Origin of the sequence: Rhizobium sp. PRIMUS64 (assembly GCF_023006465.1) — a bacterium.
GTDB classification, from domain to species: Bacteria; Pseudomonadota; Alphaproteobacteria; order Rhizobiales; family Rhizobiaceae; genus Rhizobium; species Rhizobium leguminosarum.
Genome location: NZ_JALBGX010000016.1, coordinates 63,790 through 85,184 on the forward strand (window position 1 = coordinate 63,790; position 21,395 = coordinate 85,184).

The 21,395-nt window shown below is 59.6% G+C and carries 18 protein-coding genes and 1 tRNA gene; 7 read left to right on the top strand and 12 right to left on the bottom strand.

Annotation, left to right across the window (positions count from 1 at the left end):
* Window positions 1-21 precede the first annotated feature (21 nt).
* The 4 genes from MOV76_RS09515 to ilvA all read right to left on the bottom strand — a co-directional run bounded on the left by MOV76_RS09515 (window position 22) and on the right by ilvA (window position 4,687).
* A complete protein-coding gene (locus tag MOV76_RS09515; protein WP_247264400.1) occupies window positions 22-1,215 on the bottom strand; it encodes an MFS transporter in 1,194 nt (397 codons plus the stop codon).
* Window positions 1,216-1,563: 348 nt separating this feature from the next.
* A complete protein-coding gene (locus MOV76_RS09520) occupies window positions 1,564-2,835 on the bottom strand; it encodes a diguanylate cyclase (RefSeq protein WP_247264401.1) in 1,272 nt (423 codons plus the stop codon).
* A gap of 237 nt (window positions 2,836-3,072) precedes the next feature.
* A complete protein-coding gene (locus MOV76_RS09525) occupies window positions 3,073-3,399 on the bottom strand; it encodes an HlyU family transcriptional regulator (RefSeq protein WP_247264402.1) in 327 nt (108 codons plus the stop codon).
* A gap of 37 nt (window positions 3,400-3,436) precedes the next feature.
* Window positions 3,437-4,687, bottom strand: coding sequence for a threonine ammonia-lyase (gene ilvA / locus MOV76_RS09530; RefSeq protein WP_112902631.1), 1,251 nt, complete (start codon window positions 4,685-4,687; stop codon window positions 3,437-3,439).
* Between the two features lie 236 nt (window positions 4,688-4,923).
* On the opposite strand from ilvA, the gene MOV76_RS09535 reads away from it, so the two are divergent.
* Window positions 4,924-5,298 (top strand): VanZ family protein, encoded by a 375-nt coding sequence (locus MOV76_RS09535; RefSeq protein WP_018445713.1) that lies wholly within the window; start codon window positions 4,924-4,926, stop codon window positions 5,296-5,298.
* 286 nt (window positions 5,299-5,584) lie between these two features.
* Here the strand turns inward: MOV76_RS09535 and MOV76_RS09540 are convergent.
* Window positions 5,585-5,669: transfer RNA gene (locus MOV76_RS09540), tRNA-Leu, on the bottom strand.
* A gap of 219 nt (window positions 5,670-5,888) precedes the next feature.
* The gene (gene wrbA, locus MOV76_RS09545) at window positions 5,889-6,485 is read right to left on the bottom strand and encodes an NAD(P)H:quinone oxidoreductase type IV (protein WP_018241717.1); all 597 of its coding nucleotides are present in this window, start codon (window positions 6,483-6,485) and stop codon (window positions 5,889-5,891) included.
* A gap of 254 nt (window positions 6,486-6,739) precedes the next feature.
* Here wrbA and MOV76_RS09550 point away from each other — a divergent pair, with 254 nt between their 5' ends.
* The 4 genes from MOV76_RS09550 to MOV76_RS09565 all read left to right on the top strand — a co-directional run bounded on the left by MOV76_RS09550 (window position 6,740) and on the right by MOV76_RS09565 (window position 9,927).
* Window positions 6,740-7,516, top strand: a complete 777-nt coding sequence (locus tag MOV76_RS09550; protein ID WP_018241716.1) for a competence/damage-inducible protein A — start codon at window positions 6,740-6,742, stop codon at window positions 7,514-7,516.
* Window positions 7,517-7,624: 108 nt separating this feature from the next.
* The gene (locus MOV76_RS09555; RefSeq protein ID WP_130716251.1) at window positions 7,625-8,467 is read left to right on the top strand and encodes a universal stress protein; all 843 of its coding nucleotides are present in this window, start codon (window positions 7,625-7,627) and stop codon (window positions 8,465-8,467) included.
* A gap of 181 nt (window positions 8,468-8,648) precedes the next feature.
* On the top strand, window positions 8,649-9,143 hold the full coding sequence (gene gpt / locus MOV76_RS09560; RefSeq protein WP_018241714.1) for a xanthine phosphoribosyltransferase: 495 nt from the start codon (window positions 8,649-8,651) through the stop codon (window positions 9,141-9,143).
* Window positions 9,144-9,336: 193 nt separating this feature from the next.
* Entirely contained in the window at window positions 9,337-9,927 is a 591-nt protein-coding gene (locus tag MOV76_RS09565) for a hypothetical protein (RefSeq protein ID WP_247264403.1), read from the top strand.
* A 186-nt stretch (window positions 9,928-10,113) separates the two neighbouring features.
* Here the strand turns inward: MOV76_RS09565 and MOV76_RS09570 are convergent, their stop codons facing one another.
* Window positions 10,114-10,395, bottom strand: a complete 282-nt coding sequence (locus MOV76_RS09570; RefSeq protein ID WP_155295871.1) for a hypothetical protein — start codon at window positions 10,393-10,395, stop codon at window positions 10,114-10,116.
* Between the two features lie 121 nt (window positions 10,396-10,516).
* Here MOV76_RS09570 and MOV76_RS09575 point away from each other — a divergent pair, with 121 nt between their 5' ends.
* Window positions 10,517-14,332, top strand: a complete 3,816-nt coding sequence (locus tag MOV76_RS09575; protein ID WP_247264404.1) for a vitamin B12-dependent ribonucleotide reductase — start codon at window positions 10,517-10,519, stop codon at window positions 14,330-14,332.
* A gap of 256 nt (window positions 14,333-14,588) precedes the next feature.
* Here the strand turns inward: MOV76_RS09575 and MOV76_RS09580 are convergent, their stop codons facing one another.
* Window positions 14,589-15,857 carry a patatin-like phospholipase family protein gene (locus MOV76_RS09580; protein ID WP_247264405.1) on the bottom strand — a complete coding sequence of 423 codons (1,269 nt, stop codon included), beginning with the start codon at window positions 15,855-15,857 and terminating at the stop codon, window positions 14,589-14,591.
* 83 nt (window positions 15,858-15,940) lie between these two features.
* Window positions 15,941-17,272 (bottom strand): hypothetical protein, encoded by a 1,332-nt coding sequence (locus tag MOV76_RS09585; protein WP_247264406.1) that lies wholly within the window; start codon window positions 17,270-17,272, stop codon window positions 15,941-15,943.
* A gap of 421 nt (window positions 17,273-17,693) precedes the next feature.
* On the opposite strand from MOV76_RS09585, the gene MOV76_RS09590 reads away from it, so the two are divergent.
* Complete coding sequence (locus tag MOV76_RS09590) at window positions 17,694-18,164, top strand: MEKHLA domain-containing protein (RefSeq protein ID WP_247264407.1); 471 nt, start codon at window positions 17,694-17,696, stop codon at window positions 18,162-18,164.
* 110 nt (window positions 18,165-18,274) lie between these two features.
* On the opposite strand, the gene maiA is transcribed toward MOV76_RS09590, so the two are convergent.
* The 3 genes from maiA to hmgA are packed head-to-tail and all read right to left on the bottom strand — an operon-like array spanning window position 18,275 to window position 21,331.
* Window positions 18,275-18,907, bottom strand: coding sequence for a maleylacetoacetate isomerase (gene maiA / locus MOV76_RS09595; protein WP_018445721.1), 633 nt, complete (start codon window positions 18,905-18,907; stop codon window positions 18,275-18,277).
* Entirely contained in the window at window positions 18,904-19,929 is a 1,026-nt protein-coding gene (locus tag MOV76_RS09600; protein ID WP_247264408.1) for a fumarylacetoacetate hydrolase family protein, read from the bottom strand. The genes maiA and MOV76_RS09600 overlap by 4 nt, the downstream gene beginning before the upstream one ends.
* A 40-nt stretch (window positions 19,930-19,969) precedes the next feature.
* Window positions 19,970-21,331 (bottom strand): homogentisate 1,2-dioxygenase, encoded by a 1,362-nt coding sequence (gene hmgA / locus MOV76_RS09605; protein ID WP_247264409.1) that lies wholly within the window; start codon window positions 21,329-21,331, stop codon window positions 19,970-19,972.
* Between the last annotated feature and the right edge of the window lie 64 nt (window positions 21,332-21,395).

The window sequence follows — 21,395 nt, forward strand, 5'->3', positions numbered from 1 at the left end:
TTTTCTCTTGGGACGCTCTGCTTAGCTCTGACGCGTCGCGCGGTGGGCAATGCGAAACAGGACGATTGCCAAATTCAGGACGGCAAGCAGAAGCAATACACAGAGCATGGTCTGGATGCCGGAGGAAACGATCAGATTGCCGGCCACCAACGGAAAGCCGAAGACGCCGATCATATAGGCCAGCGAGAATAACAAAAGCGACTGCGGCATAAGGCCAGTTGGAGCCTCATTTGCAGCCAGGCCGTTGATGACCGAATAGGTCAATCCATAGCCCACCCCCAGCATCGCTGCGCCTCCCAGATAGGCAAGCTGACTTGATGTCAGCATCAGGAACAGCACGATCGATGCCAGCGTCAGGCTTGTCAGGACCAAAAGCGAATAGAGTGGGTCTTTCTTGACCACATATCCCGCCACGAACAGCCGGCTCAGAATCGCGGCGGACATGAAGCCGATGAAGAACAGGGAGTAGTCGAACCCATGCGCATTGGCGTAGCTGGTCTGAAAGCTGGACAACCCGCCGAAAATCGCGCCGCCGATGCCGACCATAATGATGGAATAGACGGCCCGCGAACCGATCACCTCACGCGCTGAGGCAAATGAGATCTTGTTGACATGAGGCAAAATCTTGCCGGCATTGGTCAGCCGGATATGGAGCAAAAAGTAAAGCGCACCGCCGGCGAGGCTGGCAAGGAATGCAAATGCGAAGGCCGCCTCGATCGGCATCGACCAGCCTGTGGCAATGCGGCCAATGATCGGTCCGGCGCCGATGCCCGACATCATCGATCCGGAAAGTAGAGCAAAAAACCTGATGCGGTGCTCGGGTTCGACGATAGCGGCGACCAGAATGGGTCCAAGCGCATAGAAGGTGCCCCAGCCTATGCCGAGGATGAAGCCGACCGTCATCAGACTCAGCCCAGCTGAGGGAACCATGGCGAATCCCAGCGCTGACGCGGCAAGAAACAGTCCCGAAACAGCCACCGCCCGCGCCGAGCCGATGGCATCCGCGATGTGCCCGGACAGGGTCACGAGAATGACGGTGCTGACAGTCGCGGCCGAAATGATCAGGCCGGCCAGCGCCTCGTCGCCGCCACGCTGGCCAACCAGCACCGGAACCAGAAAGGTCACGCCGTAGGCGATCGAAAGAAGAAACCCTCCAATACACAAAGCGGTAAACTCGCCGCCATCGACTTTCTTCCGTGCAATTGAATCACTCATGTCTCCACGCCCCTCGCAGGAAAACTGATCTGGGATATTTCCGCAATGGAGATCACGTTTGCATTTTACGAACAAGCCGTTTTTATATTGCTCATAACATATTGAAAATACATAGATCGATAGACAAATGTTTCGGTTTAAGCAACATCCTCAACATCCCCGGCCGACGCGCTGTATCGATCGATGACTAGGAAGCCGACTCCCGACGTCCGGGACCTCGCCCGCCATCAGCGATGCGAATTCTCAGGAATACCTATTGGGTTGGCCACGTTCAGCCAAATGGAGAAGAGCCTCAATCGGGGCCAGCCGAGCCAACTGGGTTGCTCGGGCTAACTGGGTCTGACTGAGCTAACTGAGTTTCACCACGCCGGAGCGGCCGACGACGCAATTGCGGCCGCTCTTCTTTGCCGCGTAGAGCCTGCCGTCGGCCGCCGTCAGCACGGCGGTGAAATCGACGCCGTCCTCGTCGGCAGTCGCAACCCCGATACTGACCGTGACCGGCCTGTCATCCGGCGTCTTGACGCTGGTCGCGATCGTCCAGCGCAGACGCTCGGCAAGCAGCAGACCTTCTTCGTGGTCGGTGCCTGGACAGATGGCAACGAATTCCTCGCCGCCGAAGCGGAAGACGCGGTCGCTGGAGCGCAGCGTCGTGCCCAATCGGGCGGCGATCGCCTTCAGCACCTCGTCGCCCTGGAGATGGCCGTAGCCGTCATTGACATCCTTGAAGTGATCGGCGTCGATAATGAGGACGGTGGCGAATAGCCCCTGCTTCAGTGCCTCGAGCAGCATCAGCGGCGCCTCCATTTCCATGCGCGTCCGATCATAGACGCCAGTGAGCATGTCGCGGCCGGTGCGCTCCAGAAGATCGTTGTAGCGCTCGCGGAACGTCAGGTCGCCGAATACGTCGCTAATCGAGCGTGCGGACCCGGCTACGCCGATACGGCGAATGCGATATTCATAGAATGCGAACATCGCCGCGTAGAGGCAGACGGCAAGCATTTTCGCCTTCCATCCGCCCCAGAATGCGGCGATCGGTACATCCAGGAAGTAATGCAACGCGGCGAAGAAGCCGATCTGGTCGAAGGTCAGCAGCACGAATCCCGAAATCAGGAAGCGCAGGACGACGCGGCGGCGAAAGAAATCGCCGAGTTTTTCGTAGAGCAGGATGATGCCGAGCGAATCGACATAGAGCAGCGCCGTGCCCCAGACCATCAGCCAGCCCATCTCCTTGAGAAAATCGACGTCGGGTGTGTGGCCGGTCGACATCTGCAGCGGCTGGTGCATCTGCAGCACCCAGGCAATACCGACGGTTAGCAAGTTGCCGAGGAACAGGCCGTAGATCGGCTGGCGCACCGTCGCCGCATCCTCCTGCAGGTAAAGCATCAGGATCATCATCAGCTTGCCGGAAAAGAAGACGGATGAACCCGGCGACACATCCCCGAACGGCAGCGAGACATAGAAGACCGCCGCCAGATATGTCTCCATGAAATGCATGACGCCGAGCGCCGTCAGGAAAACCCCGAGACCAAGCCGATGACGGAAATGCAGAAGCGTTACCATCAGCACGAAATAGGCGATGGCTTCGACGACGAAGAGAAGGAGGCTCAGTGTCTCCATCATGAGACCTTGGCGCCGGACGTTCGGCCTCCTGCCGGCGCGGCGATCGCGACAGCGAATCCTTTGGTCAATCGTCCGAAACAGTCAAACACGGGGGGTGTCCTGCAAATCCTGCAGGCGATACCTTTCACCGCAATCCTTTAAGATTGCGTGAGTGAGAACGCGCTCGCTGGAGGGCACCGGGGTCACACACTGGAATAGTTGCAGCCGGTATCAAGGACCTATGCCCGGATCCCGATTTCAGACCTGACGAAGCTTCTCGCCGTCACCAAAGAGCGACGAACCATGCTGATCGATAATCTGCTGCGCCTTGCGCACCGTGCATTCGATCGCATCGTCGGAGGAGGTAAACAGATCGGCGCGGATGAAATTGCGCACCAGCACCTCGTCGCCGACCTTCTTTTCGATGCGGCCGGCCAGGCGATACTGGCTGCCCTCCCTACGCGGTTCGGCATAGATCGTGCAATCGCCGTAAAGCTGCGGCTCGCCGGAAGGGCCCACCGCTTCGGTGGCCGGTTTGCCGCCGCCGGAGAACATCGAAAAGAGATTTGAAATGAACGAAGCCATGCTCCGCCTTTAGCACGACGGTATCGCTATCGCCAAGTCAAATGATCAGATTGGCGAGGATCTCGTTTTCGGTAATATCCTCGTAACCCATGCCGGCGGCTTCGAAATTTCCGACCAGCCGGGCGAAATTCTCAGGCGCCTTGGTTTCGATGCCGATCAGGATCGAGCCAAAGTTGCGTGCCGATTTCTTCAGATATTCGAAGCGGGCGATATCGTCGTCGGGGCCGAGCAGATTGAGGAAATCGCGCAGCGCGCCAGGGCGTTGGGCGAGCCGCAGGATGAAGTATTTCTTCAGCCCTGCGTAACGCATGGCTCTTTCCTTTACGTCAGGCAGGCGCTCGAAATCGAAATTGCCGCCGGAGACGACGGCGACGATGGTCTTGCCGCGGATCGCCTGGCGATCCATCGCGGCGATCGCCGTCAGTGACAGGGCGCCGGCCGGCTCCAGCACGACGCCCTCGACATTCAGCATCTCCTGAATGGTGACGCAGATGGCGTTCTCCGGCATCAGTTGCACTTGGCTTGCCGGGAAATCGCGAAGAGCGGCGAAATTCAGGTCGCCGATGCGGGCGACGGCGGCGCCATCGACGAAATTGTCGACCTTGGCCAGCGTCGTCACCTTGCCCGCCTCGATACTGCGCTTAAGGCTTGGCGCGCCGGCGGGCTCAGTGAAGACGAAAGCCGATTTCGGCACGGTGCCGTCGAGATAGCCGGTGATGCCGGCGGCAAGTCCGCCGCCGCCAACCGGCAGGACGACCATGTCGGGCACCGTTCCCTCAGGCAGCTGCTGCATGATTTCGGCGGCGACCGTCGCCTGCCCCTCAATGATGTCCGCATGATCGAAGGGCGGCACCATGACGCCGCCGACCGCCTCCACATGTTCGCGCGCGGCCTGGTAGCACTGGTCGAAGAAGTCGCCGAACAGCCGGATAGTGATGAATTCGGCGCCGAACATCCTGGTTTTGTCGATCTTCTGCTGCGGTGTCGTCACCGGCATGAAGACGACGCCCGGCACGCCGAAATGGCGGCAGACGAACGCAAAGCCCTGGGCATGATTGCCAGCCGAGGCGCAGACGAAGGTCTTGCCGGCAGCACCCTGCCCGATCGCCTTGCGGAAGAAATTGAAGGCGCCGCGGATCTTGTAGGAGCGCACCGGCGACAGATCCTCGCGCTTCAGCCAGATATCGGCACCGTAGCGGGCCGACAAATGATCGTTGAGCTGCAGCGGCGTTGCCGGAAACAGGCTGCGCATTGCCTCTTCGGCGCTTTCGACATCAAGTCTCGTCACGGGTATGGTCCATTCTCACGTTAGCCACCGCCGCTATGGCACAGGCCGGCCGGCAAAAGAAGCTCGTTTGGGCCATCTCCAGTTCGCTCCCGCATCGTTTCACTCCGCGGGGCCGGGTTCTGCGCTGGGGACAGGTTCTGCTCCCGGGGAAGGCCTTTCTTAAGCCAATAGCGAAATTGGCGGCACATGAACTGATTTTAACTGTCAATAAAAAGGACGGCCACTAATATGAAGCTATGATGACATTCAAATTCGCAAGACCGCTCGCCTGGCTGCTGCTGGCCTTCATCATCTTCGTCACCGTTTCGCCGATCGGAGAGAGGCCGAATACGGTCACGATGGTCGATGTCGACCGCGCGGTCGCCTATCTTCTCCTTGGCTTCGCCTTTGCGCTGGCCTATCCAAAACAGTGGAAGATGGTCGCCATGCTGCTGATCGTCGGCGCATTCGCCATCGAATATCTGCAATACTTCTCGCCGACGCGGCATCCGCGCCTGCATGATGCAGGCATCAAGGCCATGGGCGCTGCCCTCGGGCTGCTAGCCGGATGGGTGATCAACAGATGGCGCGAGACCAAAGCGCCAAACGCTCTACCCTTCGCAGAACGCTGATTATCCCAGGTTAGAAACCGCGCAATTGCACTGCCCAGAAGAGCAGTGGTATCGCAGCCATCGCAGTTCCCAGAACAAGTGCGACACTGGTCTTGAAGATCCGGATGCGCCGAACCTTCGCCCCACTCCAATCGTAAACCATCGTCTTACTCCCACAAGACAACACTTACTCAGCCGCCGCGGCGCAATACTTGCATCGAAAATACCATTGTCAAGCGGCAACTCGCTTTTGTGCACAATATGCAGGCAGATACAATACTGGCATATTCCAACGGCATTATGAAAATGGTGCGGGCGACGGGGCTCGAACCCGTACAGCCAAGGCCGAGGGATTTTAAGTCCCTTGCGTCTACCAGTTTCGCCACGCCCGCTTGCGGCATTTTCAATATCTTGCGTCATGGGCGATGGGAAGAGCCGCAAGGCGTAAAAAATAGTGCCCGTTTGCCGGCAGCACCGACGAGTGATCGGCTAGACATTTCCCTCGCGAAAGCCCGCGCCGACGAAGGCTGCCCAGTCTGTCGCGGGGAAAAACAGAAAAGGCGCGGCGAGCCCCATGCCTGCCGCACCTTGATTTATTTCAGTGTCAAAGATCAGGCGAGCTTAGCTGCCAGCTTGGCGACGTGGGCGCCCTGGTATTTCGCGCCTTCCAGCTCGATCTCGGAAGGCTGGCGCGAGCCGTCACCATTGGTGATGGTGGAAGCGCCGTAGGGCGATCCACCCTTGACTTCCTCAGTGCCCATCTGGCCCTGGAAGGCATAAGGCAGGCCGGCAACGACCATGCCCTGGTGCAGGAAGGTGGGGAGGAAGCCGAGGATGGTCGATTCCTGGCCGCCGTGCTGGGTTGCCGAGGAGGTGAAGACCGAACCGAGCTTGCCGACGAGCTTGCCGGCGAACCAGAGGCCGCCCGTCTGATCCCAGAAATTGCGCATCTGCGAGGCGACCGTGCCGAAGCGGGTGCCGGCACCGACGATGATCGCGTCGTAGTCGGCCAGTTCGTCGACGGTGGCGATCGGAGCCGCCTGATCGACCTTGTAATAGGAAGCCTTGGCGACATCTTCCGGAACCAGTTCCGGAACGCGCTTGACGGTGACCTCGGCACCGGCCGACTTTGCGCCTTCGGCAACGGCATAGGCCATGGTTTCAATATGGCCGTAAGCCGAATAATAAAGGACGAGAACCTTCGCCATCTTCAATCTCCCTTGGAGCACTGGTTGAATTTCGTGACCGAGGGAGTTCTATCAGCGGGTATTTCCGAACACAGCCATGCCTTGAAGAACTCAGTGTTCAACATCCGTAGACGAAAATTCACTTGCGTTTTCATTTCAGCAAAAATGAACGTATCGCAGAACAGCACTTGCACTTTTGGGCATCATGCCGTGGCTGTTTGCAAAGCGACCGAACGGCACTACCTATTCACCAGCCTCAGATCACGGAACATCCCATGAGCCAAAACATCGTCGTCACCGCCGCCATGCTCGCCATCGGCGACGAACTTCTTTCCGGCCGCACCAAGGACAAAAATATCGGCCATCTCGCCGATCTGCTCACGCTTTCCGGCATTGATCTCAAGGAGGTGCGCATCGTCGCCGACGACGAGGAGGCGATCGTCGAGGCGCTGAACGCCCTTCGCGGTAAATATGATTACGTCTTCACCTCGGGCGGTATCGGGCCGACGCATGACGACATCACCGCCGATGCCATCTCCAAGGCTTTCGGCGTGCCTTGCGAATATGACGAAGCGGCAATGACACTGCTTGCCGAGATGTATCGGCGCCGCGAGATGGAATTCACCGAAGCGCGCCAGCGCATGGCGCGCATGCCGCGCGGGGCCGTGCATATCGCCAATCCGGTCTCGACCGCGCCAGGCTTCATCATCGGCAATGTCCATGTCATGGCCGGCGTGCCGCAGGTCTTCCAGGCGATGGTCGACAATGTGTTGCCGACGCTTCGAACCGGCACGCCGGTGCTTTCGCTCGCCATCGCCTGCCCTTACGGCGAAGGCGAGATCGGCACGCCCTTGACCGCGATTCAGAAAGCACATCCGGAAACCAGTATCGGCTCCTACCCGCGCTATGTCGGCCAGAAATTCTCGACCGAGATCGTCGTGCGCGGCCGCTCGCAGGCGGTTATCGATGCGGCCGGCGCCGAAGTGCAGGCGATGATCGACGCCATCCGCCGCAGGAAGGACATCGCCGAAAACCATTCCGCCGAGGCTTGAGGGAAGCGCCGGAACTCAGGGCCATCCTTGATCCCCATCAAGGAACAGGAGTACGGTCCGGTGCATTCCTTTCCTCGCGCAAGCCATTTCAGCGCAAGGAGAATTGATATGTCTTACAAAACCATTCTCGCCATTCTCGATACATCAGACAATAGTGCTGCGGTTGCCGATTTCGCCTTTGCCTTCGCCGCTGAAAGCGGCGCCCACGTGATCGGCCTGCATGCCGAAATCATCTCCGCCGTGCCGCTGGTGGCGCCGATGGAAATCCCCGATCCCGTCGCCGTGCAGGCGCTGCAGGACATGGCGCATAGCGAAACGATTGCGGTTGAGCGCATCTTCAGGGCGAAAGCGGAGGCATCAGGCGCCTCCTCCGAGTGGCGCAGCTTTGCCACATCAACCGGATACGGCTCAGCACCGCTGATCGAAAGTGCGCGCAGCGCCGACCTCTTGATCGCCTCACAGGCCGACCCGGCCAGACCTTCCGACAGCCACGTCGACGTCGACAGCTTCCTCTTCGAAAGCGGCCGGCCGGTGCTGATGATCCCCTATATCATCCGCCAGCCGAAGCCGATCAAGCGCGTGCTGATCGCCTGGAACGGCTCGAAGGAGGCGGCGCGAGCGACCTTCGACGCGCTGCCGATCCTCAAAGCCGCCGACGAGGTGGAGATCTTTTCGGTCGATCCGGCCGACACGGCGCTGCAATCGCCGCTGACAGCAGGCGCCGACATCGCCGCGACGCTTGCGCGTCATGGCGTGAAGACGACGCTTTCGACGGCGCAAAGTGTGGACAAAAGTGCGTCCCATGTCATCGAAAACAGGCTTTCGGACAGCAGCATCGATCTTCTCGTCATGGGCGCTTATACGCATTCCTGGCTCTGGCAGATGATCTTCGGCGGCACGACCAAGACCCTGCTGCAATCGATGACGGCACTGACCCTGTTATCGCGTTGATTGGCTGCTCTTGCCTTTTGCCGGCAAATCCCGCTAATTGCGGCGACCGATGACAGCTTCGAGCCTCGGCCCCATCTCGCGCAGTTCCGGCTGCGCGATTTGCGTTTTGCCAATCGCCGCTTCAAGCCCGTCCGGTCGCCGGCAAACGGCGTGTCGTTTTTTCATGCCGCGGAGCAACCCGATGTCCCTTCCCGATAAAGCCTTTCCCGTTTCCTGGGATCAGTTCCACCGCGATGCGCGCGCTCTTGCCTGGCGGCTTGCCGGCCTTGATCAGACGTTCAAGGCGATCGTCTGCATCACCCGCGGCGGCCTCGTTCCGGCTGCGATCATCTCGCGCGAACTGAACATCCGGCTGATCGAGACCGTCTGCGTCGCGTCCTATCATGACTATGTGAACCAGGGGGACATGGTGCTGCTCAAGGGAATAGCGCCCGAACTTCAGGAAAATGGCGGCGAAAGCGTGCTCGTCGTCGACGATCTGACGGATACCGGCAAGACCGCCGCACAGGTGCGCACGATGCTGCCGAAGGCACATTTCGCCTGCGTCTATGCCAAGCCGAAGGGCGTGCCGACCGTCGACACTTTCATCACCGAGGTGAGCCAGGATACCTGGATCTATTTCCCCTGGGACATGGGCTTCACCTATCAGGAGCCGATCGCCAAGGGCGCGCGCTGATCGCCACCGATTCCAACGTGCAGCCTTCGCATTTACCACTTGAAATTGTTCCAGATTTTGTCGGCGAGGTTTTCTGAATCCGCTATCGGGATCTGCACATCTATTTTATCTTATTCGCATAAACTCGGCAGCTGCGAATCGCGTCAAATTGCGCTTAAAGCGTGCAACAAACGGTGCGATATAAGGAAGCAAGATGGCGCGGTGGGGGCATATCGGAGCGGTTGTGACCGTCGGGTTGGCGACCTTTCTATTTCCGCTGGCGCCTGTCCGCGCTGAGCCTGCCTACATTCCCCTCGTGCGCGACTACGTCGAGAAGCAGGTCCGGCCGATGGTGGAAACGCCCTTGGTGCTGAAAGCCATTGCCGAACAGAATGCGAAATTCGGCAATGTCAGCGAAATGGATATGCGGGTGCTCGACGAGACCTACCGGTCGGAGGTCGATCAGCACCAACTGCACATGGTCACGCTGCTGCTCGACAAATCCGTGTCGCATTACCTGAAAGCCAGGCAGGACACCTCACAAGGGGTGATCCTCGAATTTTTCGTCACCGACTCGCATGGGCTGAACGTCGGTCAGAGCACCGTCACCGCCGACTATTGGCAGGGCGACGAGGAGAAATATCTCAGAACCTTCGCCAACAGCTCCCGGGAGATCTTCATCGACCGGGCCGAACGCAACGAATCCACCCAGAATCTCGAAACGCAGGCGAGTTTCGTCGTCATGGACGAAGAGAACAGGCCGATTGGCGTCGCTATCGTCACCATCGCCATCGATGCGCTCTGACAGGCACTTGCACCCGTGCGAATCGGCATGCCCATTTGCACCGGAAATGCCATCACAAGATTTGCCGCGGGACGCTTTTTTGCCGTTCCGACGTTTTCCTTAGCCGGCAACACCTGCAAGCCATTGTAATATCAGCGCTCCCCGGCTTTCCCCAATCTCCACAGGCGCATCCACAACATGTTGTGGTTAGCAATCAATTAAAAGCCAGCCCTTGACGGAATCAGCTGTTTCAAACTTTACTGTTTCTGATGTTGCGGCGGCGACAGGACCGGAGGTAACGAGCCCGGTTCCCTTTTGAAAATTAGGACGCGGAATCAGGGCGATGGACCGGGAACGGTTCAAGCCCGACAGGATTTTTGCGCGGTTTTCAGCCTCCAAAAAAAGTGACATCGGGGCTGGCGATAATAAGCTGTTAATACTATATTTAGTGTTTGCAGCCACCATCACCACAAGATACAGGAAGATCATCTCCGGATGACACCCCTGTCACGATACGGAAACGAGACTGGCTGCGCGACGACAAAGTGCCGCCGGATAGGAATTTTGCGCCCCAGTCGCGGGGACCGGGCGCCAACACGAGGTCAAGACCATGCGCATCGAACGTCGTTTCACGAAGGCCGGCCAAGGCGCCTATGCGGATATCGAATTCCGCAAGGCGACGAGCGAGATCAAGAACCCTGACGGTTCGGTCGTGTTCCGCCTCGAGAATATCGACGTTCCCGCGCAGTTCTCCCAGGTCGCGACCGACGTTCTGGCGCAGAAGTATTTTCGCAAGGCCGGCGTTCCCACCCGGTTGAAGAAGGTCGAGGAAAACGATGTTCCTTCCTTCCTGTGGCGCTCCGTTCCCGACGATGCTGCGCTGAAGACCCTGTCTAAGGATGAGCAGACCGGCTCCGAAATCGATGCGCGCCAGGTCTTCGACCGTCTTGCCGGCACCTGGACCTATTGGGGCTGGAAGGGCGGCTATTTCTCCTCCGAGGAAGATGCCTCGGCCTTCAAGGACGAGCTTGCCTATATGCTCGCCACCCAGCGCGTCGCCCCGAACTCGCCGCAGTGGTTCAACACCGGCCTGCACTGGGCCTACGGCATCGATGGTCCCGGCCAGGGCCATTTCTACGTCGACCCTTTCACCGGCAAGCTGACCAAGTCCAAGTCGGCCTACGAACACCCGCAGCCGCATGCCTGCTTCATCCAGTCTGTCGAGGACGACCTCGTCAACGAAGGCGGCATCATGGACCTCTGGGTGCGTGAGGCGCGCCTCTTCAAATACGGCTCTGGTACCGGTTCCAACTTCTCAATGCTGCGCGGCGAAGGCGAAAAGCTTTCCGGCGGCGGCCGTTCCTCCGGCCTGATGAGCTTCCTGAAGATTGGCGACCGCGCCGCCGGCGCCATCAAATCGGGCGGCACGACGCGCCGCGCCGCCAAGATGGTGGTCGTCGATATCGACCATCCCGATATCGAGGAATACATCAACTGGAAGGTCAAGGAAGAGCAGAAGGTCGCGGCTCTCGTGACCGGCTCGAAGGTCGTCGCCAAGCATCTGAAGGCGATCATGAAGGCATGCTTCAACTGCGAAGGCGGTGACAACGGCGATTGCTACGATCCCAACAAGAACCCTGCCCTGAAGCGCGAAATCCGCGCCGCCAAGAAGGACCAGGTTCCTGAGAACTACGTCCAGCGCGTCATCCAGTTCGCCCGTCAGGGCTACAAGGATCTCCAATTCAAGACCTACGACACGGATTGGGACTCGGAAGCCTACCTCACGGTATCCGGCCAGAACTCCAACAACTCCGTCTCGATCAAGGACGACTTCCTGCGCGCCGTCGAGAATGATGGCGAATGGAACCTGACCGCCCGCAAGGACGGCCGCGTGATGAAGACGCTGAAGGCCCGCGATCTCTGGGAAACGATTTCCTACGCTGCCTGGGCTTCGGCCGATCCGGGCATCCACTTCAACACGACGATGAACGACTGGCACACTTCGCCGGCCGGCGGCCCGATCCGCGGCTCGAACCCGTGCTCGGAATACATGTTCCTCGACGACACGGCCTGCAACCTTGCCTCGCTGAACCTGCTGCAGTTCAAGGACAAGGCCACCAAGCGCATCAACATCGCTGACTACGAACATGCTGTTCGCCTGTGGACCGTCGTGCTCGAAGTCTCGGTGATGATGGCGCAGTTCCCGTCGAAGCGCATTGCCGAACTCTCTTACGAATACCGCACGCTCGGCCTTGGCTACGCCAATATCGGCGGCCTGCTGATGTCGTCAGGCATTCCCTATGACTCCACTGAGGCCCGCGCCATTGCAGGCTCGCTGACCGCGATCATGACCGGTGTCTGCTATGCGACCTCGGCCGAAATGGCTGCCGAACTCGGCCCGTTCCCGAACTTCGCGCCGAACCGCGAGAGCATGCTCAGGGTCATGCGCAACCATCGCCGCGCCGCTCATGGCGAAACCTCCGGCTATGAGGCCCTGTCGATCAACCCGGTCGCGCTGATCCATTCGGAAAACCCGGACCAGGATCTCGTCGCCCACGCCAAGTCGGCCTGGGACAAAGCGCTCGAGCTCGGTGAACAGCATGGCTACCGCAATGCCCAGGTCTCGGTCATCGCGCCCACAGGCACGATCGGTCTCGTCATGGATTGCGATACCACCGGCATCGAGCCCGACTTTGCCCTCGTCAAGTTCAAGAAGCTCGCCGGTGGCGGCTACTTCAAGATCATCAACCGCGCCGTGCCCGACGCGCTGCGCACGCTTGGCTATTCCGAAAGCCAGATCGCCGAGATCGAGGCCTATGCCGTCGGCCATGGCAATCTGAACCAGGCGCCGGCTGTCAATCCATCGACGCTGAAGACCAAGGGCTTCACCGACGAGAAGGTGGAAGCCGTCAACGCCGCGCTGAAGAGCGCCTTCGACATCAAGTTCGTCTTCAACCAGTGGACGCTGGGCGCCGACTTCCTGAAGGAGACGCTGAAGGTTTCCGACGAACAGCTGGCCGACATGAGCTTCAGCCTGCTCGACCATATCGGCTTCTCGAAGAAGGACATCGAAGCCGCCAACATCCACGTTTGCGGTGCGATGACGCTGGAAGGCGCGCCTTTCCTGAAGGCGGAACACCTGCCGGTCTTCGATTGCGCCAATCCCTGCGGCAAGATCGGCAAGCGCTACCTCTCTGTGGAAAGCCATATCCGCATGATGGCGGCTGCCCAGCCGTTCATCTCGGGCGCGATTTCCAAGACGATCAACATGCCGAACGAGGCGACCGTCGAGGATTGCAAGAACGCCTACATGCTCTCCTGGAAGCTTGGCCTCAAGGCCAACGCGCTCTATCGCGACGGCTCGAAGCTGTCGCAGCCGCTCAATGCCTCGCTGATCGAAGACGAAGACGATGAGGATGCGCTGGAGGAACTGCTGCAGGCGCCCCTCGCCGCCCAGGCCGTCACCGTCACCGAGAAGATCATCGAGCGGGTGGTCGAGCGTGTTTCCCGCGAACGTGAGAAGCTGCCGAACCGCCGCCAGGGCTATACCCAGAAGGCCGCCGTGGGCGGACATAAGGTCTATCTCCGCACCGGCGAATTCGGCGACGGCCGTATCGGCGAGATCTTCATCGACATGCACAAGGAAGGCGCTGCCTTCCGTGCGATGATGAACAATTTCGCCATCGCCATCTCGCTCGGCCTGCAATATGGCGTGCCGCTCGAGGAATACGTCGAGGCCTTCACCTTCACCAAGTTCGAGCCGGCCGGCATGGTCATCGGCAATGACGCGATCAAGAACGCCACGTCGATCCTCGACTATGTCTTCCGCGAGCTTGCCGTTTCCTATCTCGGCCGCCACGACCTGGCCCATGTCGATACGTCTGATTTCTCGAACACGGCACTCGGCAAGGGCATCCAGGAAGGCAAAACCAACCTGCTCTCCACCGGCTGGACCCGCGGCTACAAGCCGACACTGGTGTCCGGCACCGGCGGCGAACGCCAGGCAGGCGAACCCAAGGGTGCGGCTACATCAGCCCCTGCCCGCGCCGCCTCCACCGGCACCGTGACTGCCTTTGCAGGCAGCGCTGCCCGCAAGCTGGAGCCGACGATTGCCGTCTCCACCTCCGAAATCGTTGCCTTCAAGCGCGACTACGAGGAGCGCGCCAAGGAATTGGCGGAAGAGATCGCCGAAGAGGTGACCGAGGAAATCACCAGCGACGCGACAGCCCTCTTCTCCGACAAGGCGGCAGCCGATGCGGCAACGGCGAAATCCGAAGCCAAGAAGCGGGAAGCCGAACGCCGCCAGCGCTCGATCATGCAGGGCTATACCGGCAACATGTGCTCGGAGTGCCAGAATTTTACGATGGTGCGGAATGGCACCTGCGAGAAGTGCGACACTTGTGGCGCTACGAGTGGGTGCAGCTGAGTAGGCTCTTCCTACTCTTCGGTTCTAAAAATATCGTGGGAGGTCCGGGCAACCGGGCCTCTCATACTTTCATAAACAATATTGAAGTTGGAACTTTGGGGCCCTTCAGCTTCGCCGCCGAAGGGAGCCAGAAACAACCGATCATCGTACCGGTCGATACGTTCGTTCTTCCTCAGGCTTAATGTAGGATTTTCGACTGCTGGGGCAATCTCGCCGGATCCCGCTGGCCCCGCTTTAACCGGCCCCCGGCTTTCGTTTAAAAGGGAAGAAAGTCGAACAGGCGCTTGCTGGCCCTCGCCGCCCAAGCCGGCTTCACGGTTCCGGCAACCAATGGCGGGCCGGACGATGGAGCCAAGGGCGATTGATAGAACCGGTTGAGCATCGCGTCGCACACGTAGTGCCCCCAGTTCGTCAGATACTCCGTCTCCTTCGCGCCCAGAAAATGGAGATAGGTGCCGACCTCCGAGGGAACGACCGACGACGGCGGCAGCGTGTAGGACGCGTTGGGCTTGAGCTCGACGTCCTTGCTGTCGATCGACCAATAGACGCCGCGCGTTCTCGCGCGCAGAGCCGATTTCGCGAGATCGTCGAGGCCAAGCCTATCAGCCTGTTTTGCGGCCTTGAAGCCACCGATCAGGTCTCGGCGCCTCAACGACCGCACCTGATTGTCGGTCGTATCGAGAACGCGCTTGAGCTGGGAGAGATAGTTCCAGTATCCGTGGGTCGAGGATCGCCAAGGCGCTCCGGCATCGCTGACAAACAAGCAATCGCAGCGTTTCAGCGCCGGCTCGATGCCGTGATTGTCATAGATGCCACCGTCGCTCAATATTACCCTGCCCGGAGCAGCCGGTTCGCCAACGGTGTCATCGAGTTTTTCCCTTTTCCAGGAAAACTGCGATAGGTCCAGTCGCAGCGGTGACAGCACGGGCGGGAATGCCGCCGAAGCGGCAACCGCGGTCGCGAGCGAAAGTGTCGGTTGAAACGACACCCCGATCCTGTAATCCGCGAGATAGCGGTTGGACATCCGGAAGAGTGAACCGGTGCTGAGATTGCTGGAGCAAAATACGAACCAGGGCGATCTCGGAAGATCGCTCAGGCTTGGTGATTTTCCGTCGAAGAGATGCCGCTCGTAGAGTTTAGCGGCTTCCTCCGCCGCGCTCGAGAAGGGGTTGAACACGCCCTTCAGGAAGCACGGCCCATCCGCGAACACCTGACTGAAGGCCAGAATGCGATTGAGGTATTCAGTCTTGAAGTTGACGGCGACCTCGTTCTCGAAGATCAGCCGTGGCCACACATAGGCCAGCAGGCCGGATGCGATAGATCCGCCCGAGACCGACGAGATCATATCGAGTTTCGCCAGAAGACCGGCCTCGTTGAGTCTCGCAAGCGATCCCGCATGGAAAAGCATGGCCCGATAGCCGCCGCCCGAAAGGCAGAGGCCGAGTTGGTAGCGCTCGGCCGGCTTGTCGGGTTCGTCAGAACCCGGCAGGACGGTGTTCGATCGGGAATGTTCGTTTTCCGACATGCTCGGCCTCACTCAGGAATCTGAGTTTCCCAACATTTCTTCCTCCGGGCAAACCAACGGTCGCTCGTCTTTGGGCCTGCGCTCTACTGACTCGTATATCGGCGGGAGTTGGCATCGCATTTGTGCCAATCCCAATTTATTCCGGCCTCGTCCTTATGGCCGTAACACCAGTCCGCGCGATTGAGCAGCGGACCGAGTTCGTCGCGCCGTTTGCATGCCCGTAGCGTCTCAGGCCCGTCGCGATCGACACTCGTGCGGCAGATATCGTCCAGTCCTGTCCACTGATGGATCAACCGATCCGGTGCCTTGGCCCCCTTGTCCGTGGCGAGCACCTTTCCGGTCTCAGACTCGATCTGTAGAGAGGCCGTGTTCCACACGAAAGAGAATTCCGCCATCCCGGCGGACGTCTTACCCGTGTCCCTGTTTCCGGCAAACCACTCGACAATTCCCGACATTTCGCATTTTCCGGCACAGCTGGCAGTTACGGAGCCCGGCTTGACGCTGTAGATGCGCTCCGGCCAGCGTTGGGCGAAGGCTGCCTTTTCCTTCAGGACGGCGTCTTTGTCGACCGAGTTTCCGAAGAAGGAGACCTCGTCGGCATAGACGCCCTTCATAAAGGCCAACGCCGAGGCACTGTCTTTCGACCATTCGTCATTGTATCGGTTGACGAAATCAACCGCCTCCGTGGTCAGGTCGCCGGGTTCGGAGGCGGCCACCTCCTCGGAAGCGCTGGGGTCTGACGGCATGTCGGCGGGTGTTGCGCTCTCCTGCGGTGCGGCGCCTGGCCGGGGCGGCGCGCTTTCCTGCGCCGAGGGCATATCCTCGGGCGTGTTGATGTTCCAGTCTCGCATTTCCGCAGCGGTGAGATACCGTATATCGGTGCTGTCGATCGACAGGCTGAGCTGCAGCAGATTGGGGCTTACTCCCATGTCGGTGAGATAGCCGATGATCTCGCCGGTCATCAATTGAACGGTCGAGACTGCCAATTTGTTGTCCATGGGGACATCGTCGGATAGGGAAATCCGATGCACGCCGATCGAGCCCGGCTCGGCGAACCTTTCGACGCCACCGACGAAGGCGAAGGCGCAAGCCGATGCACATTCCAAGGCTCTGATCTGGAGCGTTCTCGCATTCAGTGCGCGGATGGCGCGGCCGAACCTGATCGCGGTGACCACGTTTCCGCCGGGCGAGTCAAAGCTGATATAGTCCGCTTGGTACTGCGTGTATTCGTCGACAAGCTGCGTCGGATCGTCGGAGAATTCAAACACGCCCTTTATCACCAGACCACGTCCCGGGGCGCCGTCCACACGTTGGTAGGAAATTGCTGCATGCCCCTCTCCGGCCATGGCGACGAACGCCAGCAGCAGCGATATCAACGAGACGGATTTGCGCATTCTTACCCAGCCCTCGAGCACCTGTATATCTCCTGTCGTCATTCGCAGCATAGCTTGGCAGCTCTGTATAGCCGGATGATGAAATCACCTGCCCGTGAAGCCCGACCTCATCGGCGACCGCCGACGCCGATTACGGTCAGAAGAACAATAGCTTCGCAGAGAATGTTAATACCGATCAATGCACAAGGGGCGATCTTCTGGCAAGCGGCACAATCAGAAGTGATGAGACAAGGTAAACGCCGGTTCCTCGCACAATCGCGAGATCCCTGTCCGCATTCGTCGGGACGCGCCGGCTGAACGCCAGCAGTTCGACGCGATGCCATCGATATCCGCCGCGCTTGAAATCGACCATATTACTTCCCGAGCGGCGGGCGTTGTAGACCGATGCAATGAATATCGATTATGTCACCTGCATCCAAGCATTCGACCAACGAGGCACTTCGTGACTTTTGCCTATGACAATCACGCCCTCGATCTGAGGAGCGATGCCGATTTCTTCTCCCTCCTCACCGAAAGCTACCGGCGCATCACCGGCCGTCGTCTTGTCCAGGACGGGCATGGGCCAGACTGGCTCTACAACGATGCATCCTTCGTGGTCCTCGCTCACAACACCGCGCCCGACCCGCGCTTCATCTACGCCAACCGCACCGCGCAGAACTGCTTCGAATATAGCTGGGATGAATTTACTGCGCTGCCGTCGCGGCTTTCGGCCGAGCAGCCTGATCGCGCCGAGCGCCAGCGGCTGCTGGACGCCGTCACGCACGATGGTTTTGTCGACAATGCGCGCGGTCTCAGGATCGCGAAATCGGGGCGCCGTTTCTGGATCGAGGATGTGACCGTCTGGCAGCTCATCGATGAAACCGGGAAGCGGTTGGGCCAGGCTGCGATATTCCCTTCGTGGCGGGACGCGTAATGTCGCCGTCCCGGGGGGGAGCGGCAAACGTAGCTTAGCGGTTCTTGCTATACGCTCTCTGCTCCCTCATTCCTGTCCTCGGACTTGATCCGAGTTTTATCGCAATGAAGCTACGGTTTCACGCGGTCAGGATGCGCCGCCTGAAATGCCGGCAGTTTGGCGCATTTGGCGTCGATATCGACGATGCCTTTGAAAGCGGTCATATCTACTCCCCAGCGGCGGGCGTTGTAGACCTGTGGAACCAGACAGAGATCCGCCATCGTCGGCCTGTCGCCAAAGCTGAATGCTCCATCAAATTCGCCGATCATGGCTTCCAGTTTGCGCAGTCCGTCGGCAATGAAATGCTTCATCCATTCCTCGCGGGCATCGGCCTTATCCGTCATGGTCATCAGATGCGACACGACATGCAAGTTGCAGATCGGATGGATGTCCATGGCGACCGCATAGGCAAGGGCGCGGACTTTCTGGCGATCGGCAATGTCAGGTGGCAACAATCCGCATTCCGGCCGAAGCTCGGCCAGATATTCGATGATTGCCAGCGACTGGGTCAGTGTTTTCCCGTCGATCACCAATGTCGGCACGAAGCCCTGCGGGTTGAGCGTGAGATAGTCCGGCGTCCTGTGCGCGCCCTCCAGCAGGTTGATGGGCACGGTCTTATAATCGATGCCCAAGAGATTGAGCGCGATGCGGACGCGATAGCTCGCCGATGATCGCCAGTAGTCGTAAAGAACGACCTCGTTCATCGCGGGTCGGCCCGTTGGTATTTTTCGACAGTCTGCTCGATCGCCCCGAAGATCGAATGACCGGCCTTATCCTTCATCTCTATGCGGACCTGATCCCCGAACTTCATGAAGGGAGTCCTCGGGGATCCGGTGTCGATGGCCTCGATCATCCTGAGTTCGGCGATGCAGGAGTAGCCGTCTCCTCCCTCTTCCACCGGCTTGCCGGGGCCGCCGTCGAGCTTGTTGGACACTGTTCCCGAGCCGATAATCGTTCCGGCCAGGAGGTTACGGGTTTTGGCGGCATGGGCGATCAGTTGGCCAAAATCGAAGGTCATGTCGATACCGGCGTTGGCTTTGCCGAATGGCTTGCCGTTCAAGCTCACCAGCAGCGGAAGATGTAGCTTGCCGCCGTCCCAGGCATCTCCGAGCTCGTCCGGCGTCACCGCGACCGGAGAAAATGCCGATGCCGGCTTCGACTGGAAGAAACCAAATCCCTTTGCCAGTTCGCCCGGGATCAGACCGCGCAGCGACACGTCGTTGACGAGCATCAGCAGGCGGATGGCGCCGCGTGCGGCTTCTGGGCTGGAACCCATGGCGACGTCGCCGGTAATGGCCGCGACCTCGCCTTCCATGTCGATCCCGTAAGCCTCGTCAACCGCCACGATCGGATCGCGCGGCGCGAGGAAAGCGTCCGACCCGCCTTGATAGATCAGCGGATCGGTCCAGAAGCTTGCAGGCATCTCGGCGCCGCGCGCCTTACGCACCAGTTCGACATGGTTGACGTAAGCGGAACCATCGGCCCATTGGTAGGCCCGCGGCAAAGGTGACGTAGCGTCATGTTCGTGAAACCGGATCGTCGGCTGGGCTCCGGTCTCGACGCCTTCGGCAATCAGCTGAAGTCTCGGAGCCACATGCTCCCAGTCGTCGAGCGCCGCCTGCAGGGTCCGGGCAATGTGACCGACCTCCGAACAGCGGGTCAGGTCGCGGGAAACGACGACGAGCCGGCCGTCCCTCGTGGAGTCCTTCAAGGTCGCAAGCTTCATATCTTAATTCCAGTGCCGGAGGGTGTCTTTGCTTGATGCATCACTTGAGCCCGGGGGTTCCGTCGAACTTGCGTTCCAGGCCGTCCCAGCACTCGAGGTAATTATCCTGCAGCGTTTCGAGCTCGGCTGCGTATTTCGTCAATTGCTGCGGGTACCTGGTCTCGAACATGAAGGCCATGGTGTGGTCGAGCTTCACCGGTTTGAGCTCGGTATTGGATGCCTTTTCGAAGGCAAGCGCGTCCGGCCCGTGGGGAAGCATCATGTTGTGCAGGCTCATGCCGCCCGGCACGAAGCCCTCCTCCTTGGCGTCATACTGGCCATGGATCAGGCCCATGAACTCGCTCATGATGTTGCGGTGGTACCAAGGCGGACGGAAGGTGTGTTCGGCGACCAGCCAGCGCGGCGGAAAAATCACGAAATCGACATTTGCCGTGCCGGCATCTTCGGTGGGCGCGGTCAGCACCGAAAAGATCGACGGATCGGGATGGTCGAAGCTGATGGCGCCGACCGGAGAAAATGTCCGCAAGTCGTATTTGTAAGGCGCGTAATTGCCGTGCCAGGCGACCACATCGAGGGGCGAGTGGCCGATCTCCGTGACATAGAATTTTCCGCACCACTTCACATGCACGCGGCAAGGCGTTTCCTTATCCTCGAAAGCGGCGACAGGTGTCTTGAAGTCACGCGGGTTTGCCAGGCAGTTGGCGCCGATCGGTCCGCGGTCCGGCAGCGTGAATTTGGCGCCGTAATTCTCGCATATATAACCCCGCCAGACCGTCTGCTCGCCGCCCTTGAGAACCTTGAACATCATGCCACGCGGGATGAGACATATTTCCAGGGGCTCGACATCGATGATGCCCATTTCGGTGAACACTCTGATGGCGCCGAGCTGCGGCACGATCAGCAGTTCACCGTCGGCGTTGAAGAAGTAATCGTCGACCATGTCCTCATTGAAGACGTAGGCATGGGCTGACATGCCCACCTGGGTGGTGGCATCGCCTGCCGTCGTGACTGTCCGCACCCCTTCGAGAAAGGTCAGTCTCTCCGCGGGCGCGGGGATGGGATCCCAGCGAAGCTGGCCCAGAGGAAGCGAGTGCTCGTCGAGGCAAGGCGCCGTTTTCCAGAGCGGATAGGATGCGTTGGAGAAGCGGCGGGTGTGACGCACGCTCGGGCGAATGCGATAGAGCCAGGACCTTTCGTTCGTCCCGCGCGGCGCGGTGAATGGCGAGCCGGAAAGCTGCTCCGCATAAAGACCGTAATTGCATTTCTGCGGGCTGTTCTGACCCTGCGGCAAGGCACCGGGAAGCGACTCGGTTTCGAAGTCATTGCCGAACCCCGGCATATATTTCAGCCTGTTTGCCGTCGCGGCTTCACCGTCGGACGTCTGGATCGATGTCTGGTCCATTGCTCCACTCCTCCCGTAACCCTCCTGCGCCGCGCACCTTTCCAGACGCGCGGCGCTGCAGAGT

What these genes read in the sequence shown, in the direction of transcription:
- MOV76_RS09525 (WP_247264402.1), bottom strand. Translation starts at nt 3,399, where the DNA reads ATGGCTTCGTTCATTTCAAATCTCTTTTCGATGTTCTCCGGCGGCGGC.
- MOV76_RS09580 (WP_247264405.1), bottom strand. Translation starts at nt 15,857, where the DNA reads ATGTCGGAAAACGAACATTCCCGATCGAACACCGTCCTGCCGGGTTCT.
- wrbA (WP_018241717.1), bottom strand. Translation starts at nt 6,485, where the DNA reads ATGGCGAAGGTTCTCGTCCTTTATTATTCGGCTTACGGCCATATTGAA.
- MOV76_RS09535 (WP_018445713.1), top strand. Translation starts at nt 4,924, where the DNA reads ATGATGACATTCAAATTCGCAAGACCGCTCGCCTGGCTGCTGCTGGCC.
- maiA (WP_018445721.1), bottom strand. Translation starts at nt 18,907, where the DNA reads ATGAACGAGGTCGTTCTTTACGACTACTGGCGATCATCGGCGAGCTAT.
- MOV76_RS09575 (WP_247264404.1), top strand. Translation starts at nt 10,517, where the DNA reads ATGCGCATCGAACGTCGTTTCACGAAGGCCGGCCAAGGCGCCTATGCG.
- gpt (WP_018241714.1), top strand. Translation starts at nt 8,649, where the DNA reads ATGTCCCTTCCCGATAAAGCCTTTCCCGTTTCCTGGGATCAGTTCCAC.
- MOV76_RS09520 (WP_247264401.1), bottom strand. Translation starts at nt 2,835, where the DNA reads ATGATGGAGACACTGAGCCTCCTTCTCTTCGTCGTCGAAGCCATCGCC.
- MOV76_RS09515 (WP_247264400.1), bottom strand. Translation starts at nt 1,215, where the DNA reads ATGAGTGATTCAATTGCACGGAAGAAAGTCGATGGCGGCGAGTTTACC.
- hmgA (WP_247264409.1), bottom strand. Translation starts at nt 21,331, where the DNA reads ATGGACCAGACATCGATCCAGACGTCCGACGGTGAAGCCGCGACGGCA.
- MOV76_RS09550 (WP_018241716.1), top strand. Translation starts at nt 6,740, where the DNA reads ATGAGCCAAAACATCGTCGTCACCGCCGCCATGCTCGCCATCGGCGAC.
- MOV76_RS09600 (WP_247264408.1), bottom strand. Translation starts at nt 19,929, where the DNA reads ATGAAGCTTGCGACCTTGAAGGACTCCACGAGGGACGGCCGGCTCGTC.
- MOV76_RS09570 (WP_155295871.1), bottom strand. Translation starts at nt 10,395, where the DNA reads ATGATCTTCCTGTATCTTGTGGTGATGGTGGCTGCAAACACTAAATAT.
- MOV76_RS09555 (WP_130716251.1), top strand. Translation starts at nt 7,625, where the DNA reads ATGTCTTACAAAACCATTCTCGCCATTCTCGATACATCAGACAATAGT.
- MOV76_RS09565 (WP_247264403.1), top strand. Translation starts at nt 9,337, where the DNA reads ATGGCGCGGTGGGGGCATATCGGAGCGGTTGTGACCGTCGGGTTGGCG.